Source organism: Pseudarthrobacter albicanus, from assembly GCF_018224015.1.
GTDB classification, from domain to species: Bacteria; Actinomycetota; Actinomycetes; order Actinomycetales; family Micrococcaceae; genus Arthrobacter; species Arthrobacter albicanus.
Genome location: NZ_JAGPOT010000013.1, coordinates 73,118 through 92,626 on the forward strand (window position 1 = coordinate 73,118; position 19,509 = coordinate 92,626).

The 19,509-nt window shown below is 69.9% G+C and carries 17 protein-coding genes; 9 read left to right on the plus strand and 8 right to left on the minus strand.

The window, feature by feature from the left end; genetic code table 11:
* Positions 1–12: 12 nt before the first annotated feature.
* The 5 genes from J9611_RS04875 to J9611_RS04895 all read left to right on the plus strand — a co-directional run bounded on the left by J9611_RS04875 (position 13) and on the right by J9611_RS04895 (position 7,570).
* Positions 13–1,515, plus strand: a complete 1,503-nt coding sequence (locus J9611_RS04875; RefSeq protein WP_211878206.1) for a malate:quinone oxidoreductase — start codon at positions 13–15, stop codon at positions 1,513–1,515.
* 94 nt (positions 1,516–1,609) lie between these two features.
* Positions 1,610–4,831, plus strand: a complete 3,222-nt coding sequence (locus J9611_RS04880; RefSeq protein WP_211878207.1) for an efflux RND transporter permease subunit — start codon at positions 1,610–1,612, stop codon at positions 4,829–4,831.
* 110 nt (positions 4,832–4,941) lie between these two features.
* Entirely contained in the window at positions 4,942–5,883 is a 942-nt protein-coding gene (locus J9611_RS04885; RefSeq protein ID WP_211878208.1) for an endonuclease domain-containing protein, read from the plus strand.
* A 101-nt stretch (positions 5,884–5,984) separates the two neighbouring features.
* Positions 5,985–7,109, plus strand: a complete 1,125-nt coding sequence (locus J9611_RS04890) for an LLM class flavin-dependent oxidoreductase (RefSeq protein ID WP_211878209.1) — start codon at positions 5,985–5,987, stop codon at positions 7,107–7,109.
* On the plus strand, positions 7,109–7,570 hold the full coding sequence (locus tag J9611_RS04895) for a MarR family winged helix-turn-helix transcriptional regulator (protein WP_211878210.1): 462 nt from the start codon (positions 7,109–7,111) through the stop codon (positions 7,568–7,570). Before J9611_RS04890 ends, J9611_RS04895 begins: the two co-directional genes overlap by 1 nt.
* A 34-nt stretch (positions 7,571–7,604) precedes the next feature.
* Here J9611_RS04895 and J9611_RS04900 read toward each other — a convergent pair whose 3' ends face one another.
* Both J9611_RS04900 and J9611_RS04905 read right to left on the minus strand, forming a co-directional pair.
* On the minus strand, positions 7,605–8,411 hold the full coding sequence (locus J9611_RS04900; protein WP_211878211.1) for a transglutaminase-like domain-containing protein: 807 nt from the start codon (positions 8,409–8,411) through the stop codon (positions 7,605–7,607).
* Between the two features lie 76 nt (positions 8,412–8,487).
* On the minus strand, positions 8,488–9,345 hold the full coding sequence (locus J9611_RS04905; RefSeq protein ID WP_211878213.1) for a hypothetical protein: 858 nt from the start codon (positions 9,343–9,345) through the stop codon (positions 8,488–8,490).
* Positions 9,346–9,490: 145 nt separating this feature from the next.
* Between J9611_RS04905 and J9611_RS04910 the strand changes: the two genes are divergently transcribed.
* The 3 genes from J9611_RS04910 (at position 9,491) to J9611_RS04920 (ending at position 11,485) form a co-directional block, all read left to right on the plus strand.
* Positions 9,491–10,165 carry a DUF1684 domain-containing protein gene (locus J9611_RS04910; protein WP_211878214.1) on the plus strand — a complete coding sequence of 225 codons (675 nt, stop codon included), beginning with the start codon at positions 9,491–9,493 and terminating at the stop codon, positions 10,163–10,165.
* Positions 10,166–10,259: 94 nt separating this feature from the next.
* Positions 10,260–10,775 carry a GtrA family protein gene (locus tag J9611_RS04915; protein ID WP_211878215.1) on the plus strand — a complete coding sequence of 172 codons (516 nt, stop codon included), beginning with the start codon at positions 10,260–10,262 and terminating at the stop codon, positions 10,773–10,775.
* A gap of 101 nt (positions 10,776–10,876) precedes the next feature.
* Positions 10,877–11,485, plus strand: coding sequence for an NADPH-dependent FMN reductase (locus J9611_RS04920; protein ID WP_211878216.1), 609 nt, complete (start codon positions 10,877–10,879; stop codon positions 11,483–11,485).
* A 99-nt stretch (positions 11,486–11,584) separates the two neighbouring features.
* Here the strand turns inward: J9611_RS04920 and J9611_RS04925 are convergent, their stop codons facing one another.
* The 6 genes from J9611_RS04925 to J9611_RS04950 all read right to left on the minus strand — a co-directional run bounded on the left by J9611_RS04925 (position 11,585) and on the right by J9611_RS04950 (position 18,549).
* Positions 11,585–12,415, minus strand: coding sequence for a GAF domain-containing protein (locus J9611_RS04925; protein ID WP_211878217.1), 831 nt, complete (start codon positions 12,413–12,415; stop codon positions 11,585–11,587).
* Positions 12,416–12,524: 109 nt separating this feature from the next.
* Positions 12,525–13,697 carry a cysteine desulfurase family protein gene (locus tag J9611_RS04930; protein WP_211878219.1) on the minus strand — a complete coding sequence of 391 codons (1,173 nt, stop codon included), beginning with the start codon at positions 13,695–13,697 and terminating at the stop codon, positions 12,525–12,527.
* Between the two features lie 8 nt (positions 13,698–13,705).
* Positions 13,706–14,683: a carboxylating nicotinate-nucleotide diphosphorylase gene (gene nadC / locus J9611_RS04935; protein ID WP_211878220.1), complete on the minus strand. Its 978-nt coding sequence runs from the start codon at positions 14,681–14,683 to the stop codon at positions 13,706–13,708.
* A gap of 1 nt (position 14,684) precedes the next feature.
* Positions 14,685–16,544, minus strand: a complete 1,860-nt coding sequence (locus J9611_RS04940; protein ID WP_211878221.1) for an L-aspartate oxidase — start codon at positions 16,542–16,544, stop codon at positions 14,685–14,687.
* Positions 16,541–17,842 carry a quinolinate synthase NadA gene (gene nadA / locus J9611_RS04945; protein WP_211878222.1) on the minus strand — a complete coding sequence of 434 codons (1,302 nt, stop codon included), beginning with the start codon at positions 17,840–17,842 and terminating at the stop codon, positions 16,541–16,543. The genes J9611_RS04940 and nadA overlap by 4 nt, the downstream gene beginning before the upstream one ends.
* Positions 17,839–18,549 carry an NUDIX hydrolase gene (locus tag J9611_RS04950; RefSeq protein WP_211878229.1) on the minus strand — a complete coding sequence of 237 codons (711 nt, stop codon included), beginning with the start codon at positions 18,547–18,549 and terminating at the stop codon, positions 17,839–17,841. The genes nadA and J9611_RS04950 overlap by 4 nt, the downstream gene beginning before the upstream one ends.
* 212 nt (positions 18,550–18,761) lie before the next feature.
* On the opposite strand from J9611_RS04950, the gene J9611_RS04955 reads away from it, so the two are divergent.
* Positions 18,762–19,388: a maleylpyruvate isomerase N-terminal domain-containing protein gene (locus J9611_RS04955; protein WP_211878223.1), complete on the plus strand. Its 627-nt coding sequence runs from the start codon at positions 18,762–18,764 to the stop codon at positions 19,386–19,388.
* Positions 19,389–19,509: the final 121 nt, after the last annotated feature.

The window sequence follows — 19,509 nt, forward strand, 5'->3', positions numbered from 1 at the left end:
CGGAGACTGATCGTGACTTTCATTTCCAAGACCAACCATGCCGACGTCGTCCTGATTGGCGGCGGCATCATGAGCGCCACCCTCGGTGCTTTCATCAAGCAGCTTGAGCCGAACTGGACCATTTCCCTGTTCGAGCGCCTGGACGAACCGGGACTCGAAAGCTCCGGGCCGTGGAACAACGCGGGCACCGGCCACGCCGCGCTGTGTGAACTGAACTACTCCCCCGCCGCCAAAGACGGCTCGGTGGATCCCGGCAAGGCGCTTGCCATCAACGAACAGTTCCAGCTGTCCCGGCAGTTCTGGTCCCACCTGATCAGCAACTCGCTGATCGGCTCCCCCAAGGGCTTCATCAACACCGTTCCGCACATGAGCTTCGTGATCGGCGAGGCCAACGTCAAGTTCCTGCGCACCCGCTACGAGGCGCTCTCGCGGAACCCGCTGTTCCGCTCCATGGAGTACTCCGAGGACCACGCCCAGATCGCCAGGTGGGCCCCGCTGATCGTCAAGGGCCGGGACCCGAAGCAGCACATCGCGGCAACGCGCGCCGCGGAGGGCACCGACGTCGACTTCGGCGCCCTGACCCGCGAGCTGACCGGCTACCTCGGCAACAACGGCGCGGAAATCAACTACGGCCACAACGTCACCGGCATCGCCAAGGCGTCCGACGGCGGCTGGGACCTCGCGATCAAGCACCCGGAATCCGGCGAACACGGCTCGGTCCACGCGAAGTTCGTCTTCGTGGGCGCCGGCGGCGGCGCCCTGCACCTGCTGCAGGCCTCCGGGATCCCGGAAAGCAAGGGCTACGGCGGTTTCCCCGTCTCCGGCCAGTTCTTCCGCTGCACCGACGAGACGCTCGCCGCCCAGCACAGCGCCAAGGTCTACGGCCAGGCGTCCGTGGGGGCCCCGCCCATGTCCGTGCCGCACCTGGACACCCGCTTCGTCAACGGCAAGCGCTCCCTGCTGTTCGGCCCGTACGCCGGCTTCTCGACCAACTTCCTCAAGCACGGCTCCTACCTGGACCTGCCGCTGTCCATCCGGCCCTCCAACATCGTACCGATGCTGGCCGTGGCCAAGGACAACATGGACCTCACCGCCTACCTGATCAGGGAGGTCGCCAAGCGCCACGGCGACAAGGTCGAGGCCCTGCGCGAGTACTACCCGGAAGCCAGCGACGGCGACTGGGAACTCATCACGGCAGGCCAGCGGGTCCAGATCATCAAGAAGGATGCGAAAAAGGGCGGGGTGCTGCAGTTCGGCACCGAGGTCATCGCAGGACGGGACGGCTCCATCGGCGCGCTGCTCGGCGCGTCCCCGGGCGCGTCCACGGCCGTGCCGATCATGATCGAGCTGCTCCAGAAGTCCTTCCCCAAGAACTTCAAGGGCTGGCAGTCCAAGCTCAAGGAGATGATGCCCGGCTACGGCGTCAAGCTCAACGAGAACCCTGAACTCGCCGCGCAGCTGGAAGCCGAAACAGCCAAGGCGCTGCAGCTCGAACCGGTCGGCGCGCAAAGCTGACACCCGGCGCCGGCTGCGGCTGCCCTGATGCTTTGAAGCCACCCCTTTGAACCACCCTTGAGGCACGTCCGCCGACCCACCAGGAGACCATGAGATGTTCCGGCTCGCAAAGCTGTCGCTGGCCAACCGGGCGCTGATCGCGCTGGTCACCGTGTTCGCGTCCGTCTTCGGCGTGATCACGATGTCCTCGCTGAAGCAGGAGCTCATCCCGTCCATCGAGTTCCCGCAGATCACGGTCATCACCTCGATGCCCGGTGCCTCGCCGGAGGTCGTGGACAAGCAGGTCAGCGCCCCGCTGGAGACAGCGCTCAACGGCGTCGAGGGGCTGGAGTCGACGTCGTCCACTTCCCGCAGCGGCGTCTCGCAGATCCGCCTGGCGTTCACCTACGGCACCAACCTGGATCGGGCCCGGAACCAGATCGACCGCGCCGTCTCCAACGCCAGGCAGTCGCTGCCGAAGGACGTCCAGCCGCAGGCGATCGCCGGCAGCATCAGCGACTTCCCGATCGTGTACCTCGCCGTCGCCTCGGACAAGCCGCTCAGCGAGCTGAACGCCGACCTCGCCCGGCTCAGCGTGCCGCGCCTGCAGAAGCTCGACGGCGTCCGGGGCGCCGAGGTGACCGGGGGCGCCACCCGGAACATCCGGATCCTGCCCCGCCCCGCGGCGATGGCCGCCGCCGGGGCGGGCGTCCAGTCCATCAGCAACGCGCTGAAGAACAACGGCACGCTCGTTCCGGCCGGCACCATCGAGGAACAGGGCAGGACGCTCGCGCTGCAGATCGGCAGCCCGGTGGATTCCCTCGACGCGGTCAAGGCCCTCCCCCTGGGCGGCGCGCAAAACGGCGCGACGATCGGGAGCGTGGCCGACGTCAGCATCGCCGAGGACGCCCGCACCTCGATCACCCGGACCAACGGCAAGGAAACCCTGGCCCTCTCCGTCACCAAGAAGCCCGAGGGCGACACCGTGGCGATCTCGCACGCGGTCAAGGACGCCATCCCGCAGCTCGAGGCCGAGCTCGGCTCCAACGCCACGTTCACTCCGGTGTTCGACCAGGCCCCGTTCATCGAGAAATCCATCAAGGACCTGACCACCGAGGGGCTCCTGGGCCTCGGCTTCGCCGTCGCCGTGATCCTCGTGTTCCTGATGTCCGTGCGCTCCACCCTCGTCACGGCCGTGTCGATCCCGCTGTCCCTGCTGATCACCTTCATCGGGCTCTCGGCCACCGGCTACTCGCTGAACATCCTGACCCTGGGCGCGCTCACCATCGCGATCGGCCGCGTCGTGGACGATTCGATCGTCGTCATCGAAAACATCAAGCGCCACCTCAGCTACGGCGAAGCCAAGCTCACCGCGATCCTGACCTCCATCCGGGAAGTGGCCGGCGCCATCACCGCCTCCACCCTGACCACCGTCGCCGTCTTCCTGCCCATCGCCTTCGTGGCCGGCCTCGCCGGCGAGCTGTTCCGACCCTTCGCGCTGACCGTGACCATCGCGCTGGTCTCCTCGCTGCTGGTCTCGCTGACGATCGTGCCCGTGCTGGCGTACTGGTTCCTGCGGACCCCGGCAGATTCCGGTGTCCCGGACGCGTCCGCGCGCGAGACCGCCGCGAAGGCCCACGAGGCCGAGCAGCGCACCCTCCTGCAGCGCGGCTACCTGCCCGTCCTGACCAAAACCCAGCGGCATCCGGTCCTCACCCTGATCGCGGCCGTCCTCGTGCTCGGCGGCACCGCCGCGATGTCCCCGCTGCTCGCCACCGACCTGCTGGGCCGTTCCGGGGAAAACAGCATGACGGTCAAGCAGGAGCTGCCCGCGGGGACGAGCCTCGCCGACGCCAGCGCGGCAGCGGTCAAACTCGAAAACGTGCTGCGCGGCATCGACGGAGTCAAGGACGTCCAGGCCACCACCGGCAACGCCACGTCCGGCTTCTCCGCGCTCCTTTCCGCCGGCGCCTCGAATTCCAGCATCACGGTAGTAACCGACGAAAAGGCCAACCAGGGCAGGCTCCAGGACACCGTCCGCAACGCCCTCGCCCAGCTCAGCGGCGCCGGCAAGATCACCGTCGGCGCCCAGCAGGGCGGCTTCGGCACCTCCTCAACGGTGGACATCACGCTGACGGCCGCGACCTCGGCCGACCTCACGACCGCCAGCGACGCGATGGTCAAGGCCATGGACGGGGTTCCCGGCAGCAGCGAGGTCAGCACCAACCTCGCCGCCAGCCAGGCCGTGGTCCAGGTGAAGGTGGACCGTGCCAAGGCCGTGGCCGCAGGCCTGAACGAGGAACAGGTCGCCGGCGTGCTCGCCGCCACGGTCAGCCCGATTCCGGCCGGAACGGTGCGCATCGACACCAACGACTTCCCGGTCCGGATCGGCGAGGGCACCCGGTTCACCAGCATCGGCGCCGTCCGGGACATCCCGCTTCCGACGGCGGCCGGCGCCGTGCCGCTGGGCAGCGTCGCCGCCGTGGAGCAGGTGGACGTTCCGGTCTCGATCACCGCCAGCAACGGCCAGCGGACCGCACGCGTCTCCGTCACGCCGTCGGGCGGCAACCTCGGCGCGGTCAGCACCGAAGTGCAGAACCGGCTCGCGTCGGTCCCGCTGCCGCCCGGCGTCACCGCGGCGATCGGCGGGGCCACGACGCAGCAGGCCGAGTCCTTCGCCCAGCTGGGCCTGGCGCTGCTGGCCGCCATCGCGATCGTCTACGTCATCATGGTGGCCGCGTTCAAGTCCCTCGTGCAGCCGCTGATCCTGCTCGTGTCCGTCCCGTTCGCCGCGACCGGAGCGGTCGCCCTGCTCCTGGTTACCGGCGTGCCGCTGGGCCTGCCCTCGCTGATCGGCATGCTGATGCTGGTGGGCATCGTCGTGACCAACGCGATTGTGCTGATCGACCTCATCAACCAGTACCGCCGGCCGCGGAACGGCATGCCTGGGATGAGCGTGGCGGACGCGATCACGCACGGGGCCCGGCAGCGCCTGCGGCCGATCCTGATGACGGCCCTGGCCACCGTGTTCGCCCTGACGCCGATGGCCCTGGGCCTGACCGGCGGCGGCGGCTTCATCTCGCAGCCGCTGGCCGTGGTGGTGATCGGCGGGCTGACTTCCTCGACCGCACTGACGCTGGTCCTGGTTCCGGTGTTGTACCGGCTGGTGGAAGGCCGGCGCGAGCGGAAAGCCCTGCTGAAGGCGCCCCGCCCCGCCGCCCGCCGCACTGCCCGCCACGCCGCCCCGGCACCCCTGGACGACCTTGCCGGGGACTTCCCGGACGACTTCGCCGATGACCTCCCGGACGCCGTTCCCCTCCCAACTGGCTCGCATTAGTTGTCGTTTAGAGGGCCCAAAACGACAACAATTGCCAGCTAGTTGGGCTCCCGGGGCGCCAGCCTGTGGATAACCCTCGGCAGGCCGCCAGGGTTTGCCACGATGGGGGTATGAAGACGCCTCGACAATTACCGGAGCCGCTGGGCAGCGCTCCGTTTACGTTCCGGGAAGCGCTCGACGCCGGAGCCAGCCACCGCAGGCTGCGGCACCCCGGCCTTGCGGCACCCAGCCGCGGCATCCGCATCCCTGCGTCGCCGGCCGGACCGCTGGCCGGAGCCGCGGCGCTGGTCCGGCCGCTCACCCGGATCACCGAATTTTCGGCGGCTTCGCATGCCACGGCATTCCGGCTCTGGGCACTGCCCGGATTCCTTCCCGGGGCCGACTCCCCCGGCATCCACATCTCGCGGCCGGACACCATGGCCATTCCGCGGCGGACGGGCGTGGTGGGCCACGTGGGCCAGTTCTTTCCGGACGAGATCACCGGTCTGGACGGCCTCCTGCTCACAAGCCGCACCCGGACATGGTTGGACATCTCCCGCAGGATGAGCATCGACGAACTCACCGTCGTGGCTGACCACCTGATCCGCAGGCCGCATCCCGAGCTGGAGGGCCGCAGCGAGGCACACGCCTGCATCGGGGAACTCGCGGAGATGCTGGACCGGCACAAGGGCACGCCCGGCATCCGCAAGGCGAGGCTGGCCCTGGAGCAGGCAAGGGTCGGCGCCGATTCCGCGCCTGAGACCAGGCTCCGTCTCGCGCTCGGACGGGCAGGCCTGCCGGAGCCCTGCCTGAACCCGCCCACGGAACTGCGGGCCGGCGTCGTGCGTCAACCCGATCTGGGGTACCCCGAATACCGCGTGGCCGTCGAATACGAAGGCGATAGCCACTCCGAGCCTGAGCAGATCATCCGCGATATCTCCCGCGAGGAGGATTTCAGCCGGGCGGGCTGGACGCTGGTCCGGCTGTCGAAGCGTCATATGGCCAACGACGCCCGCTCCGCCGTCGCGAAGGTCCGCGCCGCTCTCCTTGCGCCGGGGAAGGCCGGGGAATAAACGGGTGTGGTGGGCGTTATGCCGGGTGATAGATGCATATGCATGGAAATGGTCTATACTTGAAACAGACCCCAAGAAGTCCAGAGAACGGAAGGCGCATCATGCAAATCGGCGTATTCAGTGTCAGTGACATCACCACTGACCCCACCACCGGCCACACCCCCTCGGAAAACGACCGCATCAAGGCGTCTGTGGCGATCGCCAAGAAGGTCGAAGAAATCGGCATGGACGTCTACGCCATCGGCGAGCACCACAACCCGCCGTTCTTTTCCTCCTCCCCCACCACCACCCTCGCGTACATCGCCGCCCAGACCGAGCGCATCATCCTGTCCACGGCGACCACGCTGATCACCACTAACGACCCGGTGAAGATCGCCGAGGACTTCGCCATGCTCCAGCACCTCGCCGACGGCCGCGTGGACCTGGTCCTGGGCCGCGGCAACACCGCCCCGGTCTACCCCTGGTTCGGCAAGAACATCCAGGACGGGGTGGAGCTCGCGATCGAGAACTACAGCCTGCTGCGCCGCCTCTGGGACGAGGACACCGTGAACTGGTCCGGAAAGTTCCGCACCCCGCTGCAGAACTTTACCTCCACGCCCCGCCCGCTCGACGGCGTCGCCCCCTTCGTGTGGCACGGCTCCATCCGCACCCCGCAGATCGCCGAAGTGGCCGCCTACTACGGCGACGGCTTCTTCGCGAACAACATCTTCTGGCCCAAGGAGCACTACCAGCAGCTGATCAGCCTGTACCGGGAACGCTACGAGCACTACGGCCATGGCAAGGCGGACCAGGCGATCGTGGGCCTCGGCGGCCAGTTCTTCATGCGGAAGAACTCCCAGGACGCCGTCAAGGAGTTCCGCCCGTACTTCGACAACGCCCCGGTCTACGGCCACGGCCCGTCACTTGAGGACTTCACCTCGCAGACCCCGCTGACCGTCGGCAGCCCGCAGGAGGTCATCGAGAAGACCCTCGCCTTCCGGGAGTACTTCGGCGACTACCAGCGCCAGCTGTTCCTGATCGACCATGCCGGCCTCCCGCTGAAGACCGTACTGGAACAGCTGGACCTGTTCGGCGAAGAGGTCCTGCCGGTCCTGCGCAAGGAATACGCCGCCCTCAAGCCGGCCCATGTTCCGGAACCGCCCACCCACGCCGGCCGCGTGGCAGCTTCACTGGCCGCAGGCGCCGTGGCGTCGCAGCCGAGTGAAACTGCCAGCCAGGACGCATAATGTCCGCCAAGACGGCCGAGTCCTCTGTCCGCCTGGCCGCGGAGACCTGGGAAGCCCTGTTCCGCGCCCAGGTGGCGGTGATGCGCAGGCTGCAGGACAGCCCCGCCTTCAAAACGCTCGCGCTCAACGAGTACGACGTGCTCTTCACGCTGTCCCGATGCCCCTCCGGCTGGCTCCGCCTCAACGAGCTCAACGACCACGTGCTGTTGAGCCAGTCCAGCCTGAGCCGGCTCGTGGAACGCCTCGGGAAGCGCGGGCTCGTGGAGCGGATGCCGGCCCCCGACGACGGCCGCGGCATCCGCATCCAGCTCACCGAGGCCGGCTGGGAGCTGCAGAAGCAGATCGGCCGGGAGCATGTCCGCGACATCGCCGCGCTCGTCTCCCCGGCCCTCACGGCGGAGGAACAGCAGGAGCTGCGGCGGCTGACCGAGAAGCTGCGGGCCTCGGTCAGCTCCCGCTGAGCTGACGGTCCGGCGCGCCCCGCGCGGGCGTCGGCTAGCGGAGGGCGACGAGCTTCGCCGGATCCTCCTGGGGCAGTTCGCCGTTGACGACGGCGGTGACCTTCAGTTCCGTCAGCGACAGGCTGCCGCCCACGGTGGACAGGAACGCGGTATCCGAGGAGTCGCGCCCGGCCGTGATCCGCAGCATGCTTTCGCGCGGCGCGAGCCCGGTGGGGTCGATGACATGCCAGGCCCCGTTGATGTGGGCCTCGGCCACGGCATGGAAGTCCATGGGGCTCAGGCCCGGCGCATACACGGCGGCCAGACGGGCCGGAACGTTCCTGGACCGCAGCAGCGAAATGGCGAGGTGGGCGAAGTCGCGGCACACGCCGCGGCGGTGCAGCAGCGACTCCACGGCGCCGTCGGTCCCCCTGGAGGAGCCGCTGACGTAGCGGAGTTCGCGGAAGACCCAGTTGCGCACGGCGTGCAGCAGTTCCTCGCCCTGGACGCCGCCGAATTCGGCGTAGGCCGTCGGCAGGAGCCTGTCGGACTCGGCGTAGCGGCTCGGCCGGACATACCGGATGAGTTCCATCAGGCCCGGTTCTTCCGGCAGCGCAAAGCCGGACACCGTGGCGGTGTACTCCACCAGCACGTCCGCGGGCTCTTCGAATTCCATGTAGTGGAAGCGCCCGCCGTGGTGGTCGCGCAGCTCGGTCAGGGCCACGCCTTCGCCGCCCGCGGTGACGGACAGGGACTCCTCGAGCGAGGCGTACCCGGCGTTCCGGGCCACGGCCACCGCCAGGGCGACTTTGGTGTCGGCCACGGTCTTGAAGGCCAGCCGGGCGGCCACAGTGCGTTCCATGTATCTCCGGGGGTGTGAGGTGGCGGCAGGGGAACCAGCCGCCGTCGCCGGCCCGCGGTGTGCGCGGGGAGCGGGACTAGTTTCTGATCTTCAGAGACATTAGCATCCGTTGGACGTTGGCGAATTCGGAGCCCTCGTTGACATATTTTGCGGCCTGGTCAAGGGTGTCGAAGGCCTTCGCCGGGGCGGCCTTCTGGTCGGGGGCCAGCGTCTTGAGCACCGCCAGGTCCCCGAAGGAATAGTCGCCCCTGCCGTCCGGCCCGCGGACCAGGTTCTGCAGCGCGCAGGACGTGCCCCCGGAGCCGCCCACGATGTTGGTGATGCCGTAGGAGCCGAAGTACTTGTAGCCCTGGATCACCCGGAACACCACATGGGGATCGATGGTCCCGGCGCCGCCGCCATGCGGAAGCTCCACCGGTACGCTGCTGACGACGACGTACGGCCTGGCGGCCCCGTCGGCGCAGGCAGGCACGGGCTGCGGCTGGAGCCCGGTCTGCAGCGTGGCGAGGTATCCGCCCCTGGCGTCCTTGACCTCGATCTTGAGCGCCCCCGGCATGGTTCCCGGATCCGGCGCGACGGACTGGGCCAGCCATTCCTGCGGCAGCTCGAAACTGACGCTTTTCGCGGGGTCGGTGAAGACTTTCCAGGCCGACGCCGTAGAGCCGGGCGCCGCTGCCGACCCGCCGCCGGAGGCGGTGGCCTCCGCCGTCGCGCCGGGCGAGGAGCCTCGCGAGGCACCGGACGCAGCGCCGGCGGACGCGCCGGGCGAGGAGCCCGACGACGACGCGTCCGGCGTCGTCGTTCCGGCCGGGCCGCTGCCGGCCGTCCATGCCGGCGTTCCCTTCCCGTCGCCGCTGCAGCCGGTAAGTGCGGCCGCGGCGACGCCGAGCGCAGCGGCGATCCGGATCCCGCGTGATAGTGCCGTCCCAGTCATGCTGCCAGCCTAACCGCCGTGACGACGGACACAGTGGAGCGCGCAGCGTCGGTTCGGTGTCGGCTGCCGCGGGGTTGCGGAGGCTCAAGGGTCCGCTCCGCCACGGGCGCAATCCGGGGCCCGGAAACCGGGCTACGCTGGGGGCATGGCGGAACAGCAGTTTGACGGAACGCATTTTGGGGACCAGGACAGCGTGGCGGACATCTCCGCCGTCGACATCGCGGACTGGCGGCTCCGGACCTTTGCCCTCTACGCCACCGTCCGGCAGATCGCCGCGGACGACCCCGCAGAGGCCCATTCCTACTGGCGCCAGGAGCGCGACCGGATGTTCGGCACGCACCCCGCATCGCCGCTGACTGCCGCCGCCAAGTCCAGCTTCGACGGGCTGAAGACAACGGACTACGATCCGATCTACCGCTTCCACATCCCCCTCACCAGTGAGGGCGCGGGCCGGGAAATGAACGTTGAGACCGGGACCGACGGCCTGGTGCGCTTCGTCCGGCTCGGGACGTTCGACCTTCCCGAGATGGGACAGCTGGCCGTCTGGAAACTGAACGGCTACGGCGGCGGCATCTTCGTGCCGTTCCGTGACGCCACCGCCGGACAGCCCGGCGGCAGCTACGGCGCGGGGCGGTACATGCTGGACACCATCAAGGGCGCCTTCCACGGCGTGCACGGTTCCGGCCCGAAGGCGGAGTTTGTCGTTGACTTCAACTTCGCCTACAACCCGTCCTGTGCCTACAACGAGGCGTGGGCATGTCCCCTGGCCGGTCCGTCCAACCGGCTGGCTGTGGAGATCCCGGCCGGCGAGCTGTACTGAGCGAGCTGTACTGAGCGGGCTTTACTGAGCGGGCTGGACCGTGCGGGCCGGCACTTTTTCGCGGAACGCGGCCGTACTGTGACAGTCTGGACGGATGGAATCCCCTGCCGGCCCGGCCACCGACCCCGGGCGGCAGCTCCTTCCCGCCAGCCCCGTGCCCGCCGGGCCCCGCCAACCGGCAACGCTCCGGCGCCGCGGGATCTTCCGCTACCCCCTGGCCCGGCAGCTTGCCCGGTTCACCGGCGTCGGCATCGTCTGCACCATGGCGTCCCTGGCCCTCTATGCGGTTCTCCGGCCGTGGCTCGGATCCCAGCCGGCCAACGCGGGGGCCCTGATCATCACCTCGCTGATGAACACGGCGCTCAACCGGCGGCTGACCTTCAAGATCACCGAGCGCCGGCGGATGAAGCGCGACCACCTCAACGGGCTGATCGTGATCCTGGTGGCGCTGCTGATCACCGGCGGCAGCCTGGCTGTCCTGCACTGGGTCCGGCCGGATGCCTCGGTGGCCGATGAACTGTGGACCACCACCCTGTCCGGATTTATCGCCACGGCCGTGCGGTTCACCCTGCTGCGGCACTGGATCTTCCGCCGCGCCCGGCACCGCTGAGCATCCCGCCTTCCCCGCTGGCCACGAATGTGTGGAAGATTCGGCGCTTCCGGGTTGTTGACCTGATGGAGGGGAAACAAGTTCCGGAAAGGAATTCCGCCATGATCCGCATAGCTGTCGTGCTCGGGAGCACCAGACCGGGGCGGCTGGGAAAGCCCGTGGCCGACTGGGTGCAGGCACGGGCAGCGGAGCGCGGCGACGCCGCCTTCGAGGTCCTCGACGTCGCCGACTTCGGCCTGCCTCTGCTGGACGAGCCGGTGCCCCCGTCAAGGGGCCGGTACAGCCAGGAGCACACCAGGGCCTGGTCGCAGGCGGTCAACGCCTTCGACGGCTACATTTTCGTCACCGGCGAGTACAACCATTCCATTCCCGGGGCGCTGAAGAACGCACTGGACTACCTGTACAAGGAGTGGAACAACAAGGCCGCCGGCTTCGTCAGCTACGGCAGTGCCGGCGGCACCCGGGCCGTGGAACACCTCCGGTCCGTGGCCGGGGAGCTGCAGATGGCGGACGTCCGCGCCCAGGTCGCGCTGCCGTTGGCCACCGAGTTTGAGGGCTACCGCACCTTCACGCCGTCGGAGAATGCCGAAAAGAACCTGCAGACGCTGTTGGACCAGGTCATCGCCTGGGCCGCTGCCCTCAAGGTCCTCCGCCCTGGAAAGGAACAGGACACGGGGGCCTACACCCTGGCCGGCCCAAACAAGGGCTGAGAAAGCACCGGCAACGCCACTGCCCTGCTCTCGGGCGGATCCTCGAGCCGTGAGGGGCCCGGACCTCTCCGGGGCGGCCGCGGGCCTGGTCCGGGGCGCTCAGGCGGTGCTCCCCGCGCTCCCGCGGGACGGAACGGTTCGACCGGCGGCCCGGGGTTTCCTGGAAGGGGCCGGCAGGCCGGCGGGGCCATCGTCGAGATCGGGGTGGGGGCTGGGCGGCGAACCGGCGGTAACGATGTCCAGGGCCGCCTGCTCAAGGTCCGCAGACCGGCTCCGTGCGGCCGTGTGGAGGTAGTGGGAAGCTGCCTCGTAACTGAGCCGGTATTCGTCCATCAGGATCCGCAACGCTTCACCGACGAGGTCACGGGATCCGGGTGCGGGGAGACGCCCGGCGTCGGATTCTTTCTTCGCGGACAGCTGCATTGCGAGGCTGAGTCCGCGCATGCCCTGCCGGGTGCAACTGCGCGCCTTGGTGATGTCCTCGCTGGTGAAGGAGTGCGGCAGCGGCGCGTACAGGTTGACCGAGGCGGCGAACACGCCTTCTGACACCAGGGGAACGGACAGCAGTGACCGGACCCCGTAACCGGCAACTGCACTCGCGTATCCCGGCCAGCGGCGTTCCAGGCCCGCATCCCCGACATGCACAAATTCGCCGCCGCGCATTGCCGTCAGGGCCGGACCGTCGTCGAAAGAATGCTGGAGCCGGTCGATGGCCGCCGTGTGGGCGCTGTCTGCCACCCAGGTGCTGGCTTTCCCGGCCCGGAGAATGGCGAGGGCCCAGTTCATTCCCCGGCCGGCGCCGCCGAGATCCGCCATCAACCCGCCCAGGACGCTCCGGAGGAAGGTGCCGACCTCAGCGCTGTCCAGCACCAGGTCGAGGATGGCGGCGGGCGGTCCGCCTGGGGGGCCCGCGGCAGTTCTGTCGGCCATGCTCCACGCCTAAGTATCGCGACGCGACGGCTCGCTGCTGAACCGATATGAAAAGCATACGTCCGTCAGCATGCCGCCGGTCATGGCCCCGGCAGGCCGGCAAGCGGAGCTAAGCGGTCTGGCCGAGGGCCCGGACGCTTCCGACGGCGTTGCGGACCGCCGCCGCCGCCTCCTGCAGTTCCGCTGCCGTGATCGTGGAATCGAAGCTGAACCGCACCGCCGTCTGGGCCACCTCGGCGCCGAGGCCCATCGCCAGCAGCACCGGGGACGCCTCGTCCGAGCCTGCAGCGCACGCCGAGCCGCTGGAGCAGATGACGCCCTGGCGCTCGAGCTCCAGCAGCACGGATTCACCGCTGGTCCCGGGGAAGCAGAACGACGCCACCGAGGGAAGCCGCTGCGTGGGGTGGCCGGTGAGGACCGCCCCCGGGACGGCCGTCAGGACGGACCGGATGAAGTCATCCCGCAGCGCCGCAACGCGGACAGCCGGATCGTCCGCGGCCCCCGGACGCGACGCCCTGGCGAGCGTGAGCGCCGTCGCCAGCGCCACGGCACCGGCGACGTTTTCGGTGCCCGAGCGGCGGCCGCGTTCCTGCCCGCCGCCGTGGACCAGCGGCTCGAGCCGGATCCGGCCGCGGACAAACAATGCGCCGCTGCCCTTGGGGGCGCCCAGCTTGTGCCCGGAGATGCTCAGCGCGTCGACGCCCAGCGCCGCAGTGTCCAGCGGCAGCCAGCCGGCGGCCTGGACCGCGTCGGTATGGAACGGAATGCCGTGTTCGCGGGCCAGCGCCGCGAGGCGGGCCACGGGCTGCACGGTCCCGACCTCGTTGTTGGCGTACATGATGCTCACCAGCGCCGTCTCCGGCCGGAGCACCGCGGCCAGGGCCTGCTCCGTGACCTGTCCGTAGGCGTCCACCGGAACCACGTCGACGGCGAAGCCGTGGACCCGTTGCAGGTAGCGCGCGGATTCCTGCACGGCGGGATGTTCGACGGCGCTGATCGCCACCCGGTCCAGCCGCGGGTCCGCCGCGCGGCGGGCCAGGGCGATGCCCTTGACGGCCAGGTTGTCCGCTTCCGTGCCGCCGGAGGTGAAGATGATCTCCCCCGGGCGGGCGCCCAGGGCCCTGGCCGTGGCCGTGCGCGCCCCCGCGAGCGCGGCGGCTGCCGCCTCACCGAGGGAATGGTGGCTTGAAGGGTTGCCGAATTCGCCGCTGAGATAGGGCCACATGGCCTCGAGCACCTCGCGGCGGACCGGCGTCGTGGCCGCGGCGTCCAGGAAGATCATGGCGTGCCTCAGCCGGCGGCCTGCGCGACGGCGGCCGGCTCCGGGCCGGTTTCAACGGCCGGCTCGGCTTCCGGTTCAACGTCCAGTTCAACGTCCAGGCCCAGGTCCAGGGCGGTGACGCTGTGGGTGAGGGCACCGACGGAGATCACGTCGACGCCGGTGGCGGCGATGGCCGCCGCGGTGGACAGGTTGACGTTGCCGCTGGCCTCGACCCGGGCGCGGCCGCCCACCAGTGCCACCCCGGCGGCGAGCCCGGCCAGCGAGAAGTTGTCCAGCATGATGGTGTCCACGCCGGCGGCCAGCACCGGTTCGATCTGCTCCATCCGGTCCACCTCCACCTCGAAGTGCGTGGTGTGGCCCAGCTGCGCCTTCGCTGCGCGGAGCACGCCGGTGAGCCGCTCCGGGTCTCCCCCGGTGAGGACGGCCAGGTGGTTGTCCTTGGCCAGCACGGCATCGGAGAGGCTGAAGCGGTGGTTGGCGCCGCCGCCGCAACGCACGGCGTAGCGTTCCAGCACGCGCAGCCCCGGCGTCGTCTTCCGGGTGTCGGTGATCCGCGCCCCGGTGCCGTCCACGAGCGCGACGAATTCCGCGGTCCTGGTGGCAATGGCGCTCATCCGCTGGACGAGGTTCAGGGCCACCCGCTCGGCCAGCAGCACGGCGCGGGCGTTCCCGGTGACCCGTGCCAGCACCGTCCCGGCCGTGAAGGAGGCGCCGTCCGCCACGAGCAGTTCGACGGCGGCATCCGGGTCCGTCAGCTTCATCGCGGCAGCGAACACGTCCCCGCCGCTCAGCACGCCGGGCACGCGGGCGGCCAGGACCGCGGTCGCGCGGGCGTGGGCCGGGATGAGCGTCTGGGAGGTGATGTCGCCGTAGGGAGCGTCCTCGGCGAGCGCGGCCCGGAGCACGGCCAGGACCGCGGCCTCCGGCAGGGTTCCGGCGAGCGCCGCGGGGGCGGTGCGTGCGCTGGGTGCGGTGGTTACTGTCATGTCAGATCCTTTGCATGGAGCGGTTTCCGGCGGACTGTTGGGCTGGCTCTGCGGCGTCTGCGCGGTGGTGGGCGCCGACGGATTCCTTCCGCAGCCGTGCCGCCGCCACGAGGAGCCGGGCGGCGAGCAGCAGGTTGCGGTCCTCGTGCTCCCACGGGGCCGTCACTTCGGGGCTGCCGATAGATTCCGACCAGTTGGCCAGCTGCGCGGCTGCAGCGTCGAGTTCCGGCCCCGTGCGCAGCACACCGGCGGCACTGGTCATCAACCGCCCCAAAGCGTCGCGGGAAAACGGCCCCGGCTCAGGCGCAACAATCCCCCATTCGGTCGCGTCGTTCCGTTGCGTTTCCGAACTGCCACCCGACGCGAGCTGTCCGTCGTCGCCTGCGGGTGTTCCGGAAGCGTGCGTCAAGGTGAGGCCGCCCGCGGCCGTGGGCCCACACGATCCGGGTTCCCTGGCCGAGCTTGCGAGGCTAGGGAGATCGTGGGGAGCACGCGGAGGAGTGCCGGCAGGCGACACCCAGCCCGTCCCAGGTGAAAGGAAGGCCTCGACGGCGCGCCGCCCGAACACGAGACCCTCGAGCAGCGAGTTGCTGGCCAGCCGGTTGGCGCCCTGCACTCCGGTGCAGGCGACCTCACCGGCTGCGTACAGCCCCGGAACCGAGGTGCGGGCCCAGACATCGGTGGAGACACCGCCCATCCAGTAGTGCGCGGCCGGGGACACCGGGAGCGGTTCCGCGGTCCAGTCGTAACCGGCCGCGCGGGTGGCGGCGTTGATCGTGGGGAACCGCCGGGCCAGGAACCCGGCACCCCGGGCGGCTTCGATGCCGCGGGCGTCCAGGTAGACCGGGCTGTCGGCGGGGGCGCCGGTGGCGGCCAGGTGCAGGGCGATGCTGCGGGAGACGACGTCGCGCGGGGCGAGTTCCGCGTCCGGGTGGTAGTCCGGCATGAAGCGGTAGCCGGCGGCGTCGAGCAGCAGTGCCCCCTCGCCCCGCACCGCCTCGGAGATCAGCAGCGCGGGCGGTCCGCCCGGGACTTCCTCCGCGGCCAGCGTGGTGGGGTGGAACTGGAAGAACTCGAGGTCCCGCACCTCCGCCCCCGCGCGCCAGGCCAGGGCCAGGCCGTCGGCGGTGGCCACGGCGGGATTGCTGGTCCGGGCAAACAGCCTGCCGGCGCCGCCGGTGGCCAGGAGCACCGCGTCGGCGGCCAGCCGCTTCGGCGCCCCGTTGGACAGGTAGGCGACGCCGGTGACCCGGGCCGCCGTCGTCGGGCCCCCCGCCGGAACCGCCGTCGGCACCCCGGCCGGAGCTCCGGTCCCGGTCCCTGCGTCAGCCTGGTCCGTCAGGAGTCCGGTGACGAAGGCGCCGGTCTCCACCCGGAGCCGTCCCTGCACGGCGCGTTCGAGAACGGCGGCGACCAGCCCGCGGGCGATGCCGGCTCCGGTCGCGTCGCCGCCGGCGTGCAGGATGCGCGGGGCGGAGTGCGCGGCCTCGAGGCCCAGGGCCGCGCCGCCGCCGGGCCCGGCGTCGAACCGCACGCCGAAGCGCCGCAGCCCCGCGATGTCCCGGACGGCTTCCGTGCACAGGATCCGGACAGCCTCGGGGTCGTTCAGCCCGGCGCCGGCGGCGAGGGTGTCGGCGATGTGGGCCGCCACGGAGTCGCCCGGGGCTGCCTCTCCCGGTGAGAGCACCGCCGAGACGCCGCCCTGGGCGTAGAAGGTGTTGCTCGCCTCGAGCGTTCCCTTGCTCAGGAGCACCACCTCGGCCGCCGGGGCGCCATCCCGGAGCGCATCGGAGGCCAGCAGCGCAGCGTAGAGTCCGGCGATTCCGCTGCCGACGATCACCAGACGCAGCGGCCTGGTCATGGCCGGGCCGCCAGCATCCGCTCCAGGGCGACCTTTGCCGGGGCCGCGACGGCGTCCTCCACGGTGATGCGGTTGACGACCTCGCCGCGGACCAGCGACTCCAGGACCCAGGCGAGGTAGCCGGGGTGGATGCGGTACATCGTGGAGCACGGGCAGATCACCGGGTCCAGGCAGAAGACGGTGTGCTGCGGGTATTCGGCGGCCAGCCGGTTCACCAGGTTGATCTCGGTGCCGATCGCGAAGGTTGTCGGCCCGGTGGCGGCGGCAATGGCCTTGCGGATGAAGTCGGTGGAACCGGCGGAATCCGCCGCGTCCACCACCTCCATGGGGCATTCGGGGTGCACGATCACCTGGACGCCGGGGAATTCGGCGCGGGCCTTCTCGATCTGGCCCACGTTGAAGCGCTTGTGGACCGAGCAGAAGCCGTGCCACAGGATCACGCGGGAATCCTCGAGGGTCTGCTCCTCGTTGCCGCCGAGGTCCTTGCGCGGGTTCCACATGGGCATCTGCTCCAGGGGCACGCCCATCGCCTTGGCGGTGTTGCGGCCCAGGTGCTGGTCCGGGAAGAACAGCACGCGCTGGCCGCGCTCGAACGCCCATTCGAGCACTGTGGCGGCGTTGGAGGAGGTGCACACGATGCCGCCGTGCTCGCCGCAGAAGCCCTTCAGCGCGGCGGAGGAGTTCATGTAGGTGACCGGGATGACCGGGACCCGGCCCGCGGCGTCGGGCTCGGTGCCGAACAGCTCCTCGAGCTGTTCCCAGCATTCGGTGACCGAATCGATGTCCGCCATGTCCGCCATGGAGCAGCCGGCGGCAAGGTTCGGCAGGATCACGGCCTGCTCGGGCCGGGACAGGATGTCCGCGGTCTCGGCCATGAAGTGCACGCCGCAGAAGATGATGGCCTCGGCGTCGGGCCGGGTCAGGGCCGCGTTGGCCAGCTGGAAGGAATCGCCCACGAAGTCGGCGTATTCGACGACCTCGTCGCGCTGGTAGAAGTGGCCCAGGATGACGGCCCGGTCCCCCAGCACCGCCTTGGCCGCGCGGATCCGGGCGTCAAGCTCGGCGTCGGACGCCCGCTTGTATTCCTCCGGGAGCTGGACCTGGCGGGGGGTCGAGGGCGGGGCGGCGTCGGCGGAGGAGGCGCCGGGGCCGTAGGCAGGCACGCCGGCGAGGGCCTCGGCGAGGTCGTAGTCCCAGGGGCCGCGGGCGAGCGCCGGGCTGCAGGTCGAGGCGGCCGCCGTGTTTTCCTCGGCCTGTTCGCGTGTGATCAGCTGGATTGCCGTGTTGACGCTGCTCATGGTGTGCTCCTGTTATCTGGGTCAAGGCCGGGGCGGCCGGTGAAGCGGTAGAGGCGGGGCGGGCGGTGCTTGCCGCCCTGCAGGTACTCGCCGGTTTCTTCGATCTCCGGCGTGGCTTTGATCTGGCGGCGGAAGTTTGCCGGGTCCAGTTCGCGGTCCAGGACCGCCTCGTAGACCTCCCGGACCTGGGCCAGGGTGAAGTACTCGCCGAGCAGGTGGTAGGCGATGGAGCCGTAGGCCATCTTGTTCCGCAGCCGCCACAGCGCGTACTCGACGATCGCGTTGTGGTCGAAGGCCAGCCCGTCGAGCCGGTCCGCCCGGAACCACCGGACGTTTTCGGATTCGTCGGCGAGCGCCGCCTCGGTGGGCTGGACCAGCGCCCAGTACACGATCGAGACCACGCGCTGGGTCGGTGAGCGGTGCAGCCCGCCGAAGGCGTAGAGCTGCTCCAGGTAGCTGGGCGCGAGTCCGGTGGTTTCGCGCAGGTTCCTGGACGCGGCGTCCTGCAGGGATTCGGCGTGGGTCAGCGGACCGCCCGGGAGGGCCCACAGGCCCTTGAACGGTTCCCGGATCCGGCGCACGAGCGGGATCCAGATGGTGGGACGGCCGGACCGCTCGCTGGGGCGCAGCGCGAAGATCACGGTGGAGATGGCCAGCGACGGCGGCGCGGACTGGCGCTCGGTGACGTTGGCGGCTGTCGTGAAAATGGTGGTTCACCCCGCAATCCGGGCTCCCGGATGTCCCGTGTGGGGCTGCCCGGAGCGGTCCGGCCCGACCGCCGGATTAGTTATAGTCACTTTGACTAGAACTAAGTGTAAGGGCCGTCGCCCATGATGCAAAATGTTTCGGCCCACACTTGGCGGTTGCGGCCGTGCCGGCGGGGTTGACGCTCAGGGTTCCGCGGGAGTCAATGGACGCTATGGACGCTGACCGCATCAAATCGGACTTCCTCGGAGCCGCAGCTGCATTCCTCGAGCTGATCGGACGGGTGCCCGAGTCTGCGTGGTCACAGCCGGCACTTGGCGAATGGGATGTGCGCGGGCTGACTGGCCATGCCAGCCGGGCCCTGACAACGGTGGAAACCTACCTAGATGCCTCGGCAGCCGAACCGGCGGCCGGAAAACGGGTGGACGGCCCGGTGGCCTATTACCTCGCGGTCCGCGGCAGCACGACGCCGGATGCGATCGCGCAGCGCGGCCGCGAAGCCGGGGCCGGGCTGGGGGAAGATCCGGTTGCGACCGTGCAGGAACTCGTCCGGCGGGTCACGGCACTCGTCCGGCACACACCGGACGAAGCCCTTGCCGCCACTCCGGCCGGAACAATGACGCTCATCGACTACCTGCCGACCCGCACCTTTGAGCTGGCCGTCCACGGACTGGATCTGGCGCGCGCCCTGGGGTTCGATTCCCCGGCTTCGCTCGCCCCTGCGATCGCGGCGTCATTGGAACTTGCCGGAGCCATCGGCGCCCGGCTGCCGTCCGCCCCGGAACTTCTGCTCCTGCTCACCGGCCGCTCCGGCCTGCCGAACAACCTCAGCGTCGTCTAGTCGTGTGTCTCAGTTTTGCTTGACGGCTTGGAGTGCGACACGGCCGCGGGCGACTTTTTCGAGGATGGATTCCGCTGTCGCCGTCCACACCAGGGGCTTGGGCTCATCGTTGTGGGCGGCG

What these genes read in the sequence shown, in the direction of transcription:
- J9611_RS04900 (WP_211878211.1), bottom strand. Translation starts at nt 8,411, where the DNA reads ATGGAACGCACTGTGGCCGCCCGGCTGGCCTTCAAGACCGTGGCCGAC.
- J9611_RS04920 (WP_211878216.1), top strand. Translation starts at nt 10,877, where the DNA reads ATGATCCGCATAGCTGTCGTGCTCGGGAGCACCAGACCGGGGCGGCTG.
- nadA (WP_211878222.1), bottom strand. Translation starts at nt 17,842, where the DNA reads ATGAGCAGCGTCAACACGGCAATCCAGCTGATCACACGCGAACAGGCC.
- J9611_RS04895 (WP_211878210.1), top strand. Translation starts at nt 7,109, where the DNA reads ATGTCCGCCAAGACGGCCGAGTCCTCTGTCCGCCTGGCCGCGGAGACC.
- J9611_RS04915 (WP_211878215.1), top strand. Translation starts at nt 10,260, where the DNA reads ATGGAATCCCCTGCCGGCCCGGCCACCGACCCCGGGCGGCAGCTCCTT.
- J9611_RS04885 (WP_211878208.1), top strand. Translation starts at nt 4,942, where the DNA reads ATGAAGACGCCTCGACAATTACCGGAGCCGCTGGGCAGCGCTCCGTTT.
- J9611_RS04955 (WP_211878223.1), top strand. Translation starts at nt 18,762, where the DNA reads ATGGACGCTGACCGCATCAAATCGGACTTCCTCGGAGCCGCAGCTGCA.
- J9611_RS04940 (WP_211878221.1), bottom strand. Translation starts at nt 16,544, where the DNA reads ATGACCAGGCCGCTGCGTCTGGTGATCGTCGGCAGCGGAATCGCCGGA.
- J9611_RS04890 (WP_211878209.1), top strand. Translation starts at nt 5,985, where the DNA reads ATGCAAATCGGCGTATTCAGTGTCAGTGACATCACCACTGACCCCACC.
- nadC (WP_211878220.1), bottom strand. Translation starts at nt 14,683, where the DNA reads ATGACAGTAACCACCGCACCCAGCGCACGCACCGCCCCCGCGGCGCTC.
- J9611_RS04880 (WP_211878207.1), top strand. Translation starts at nt 1,610, where the DNA reads ATGTTCCGGCTCGCAAAGCTGTCGCTGGCCAACCGGGCGCTGATCGCG.
- J9611_RS04925 (WP_211878217.1), bottom strand. Translation starts at nt 12,415, where the DNA reads ATGGCCGACAGAACTGCCGCGGGCCCCCCAGGCGGACCGCCCGCCGCC.
- J9611_RS04910 (WP_211878214.1), top strand. Translation starts at nt 9,491, where the DNA reads ATGGCGGAACAGCAGTTTGACGGAACGCATTTTGGGGACCAGGACAGC.
- J9611_RS04905 (WP_211878213.1), bottom strand. Translation starts at nt 9,345, where the DNA reads ATGACTGGGACGGCACTATCACGCGGGATCCGGATCGCCGCTGCGCTC.
- J9611_RS04930 (WP_211878219.1), bottom strand. Translation starts at nt 13,697, where the DNA reads ATGATCTTCCTGGACGCCGCGGCCACGACGCCGGTCCGCCGCGAGGTG.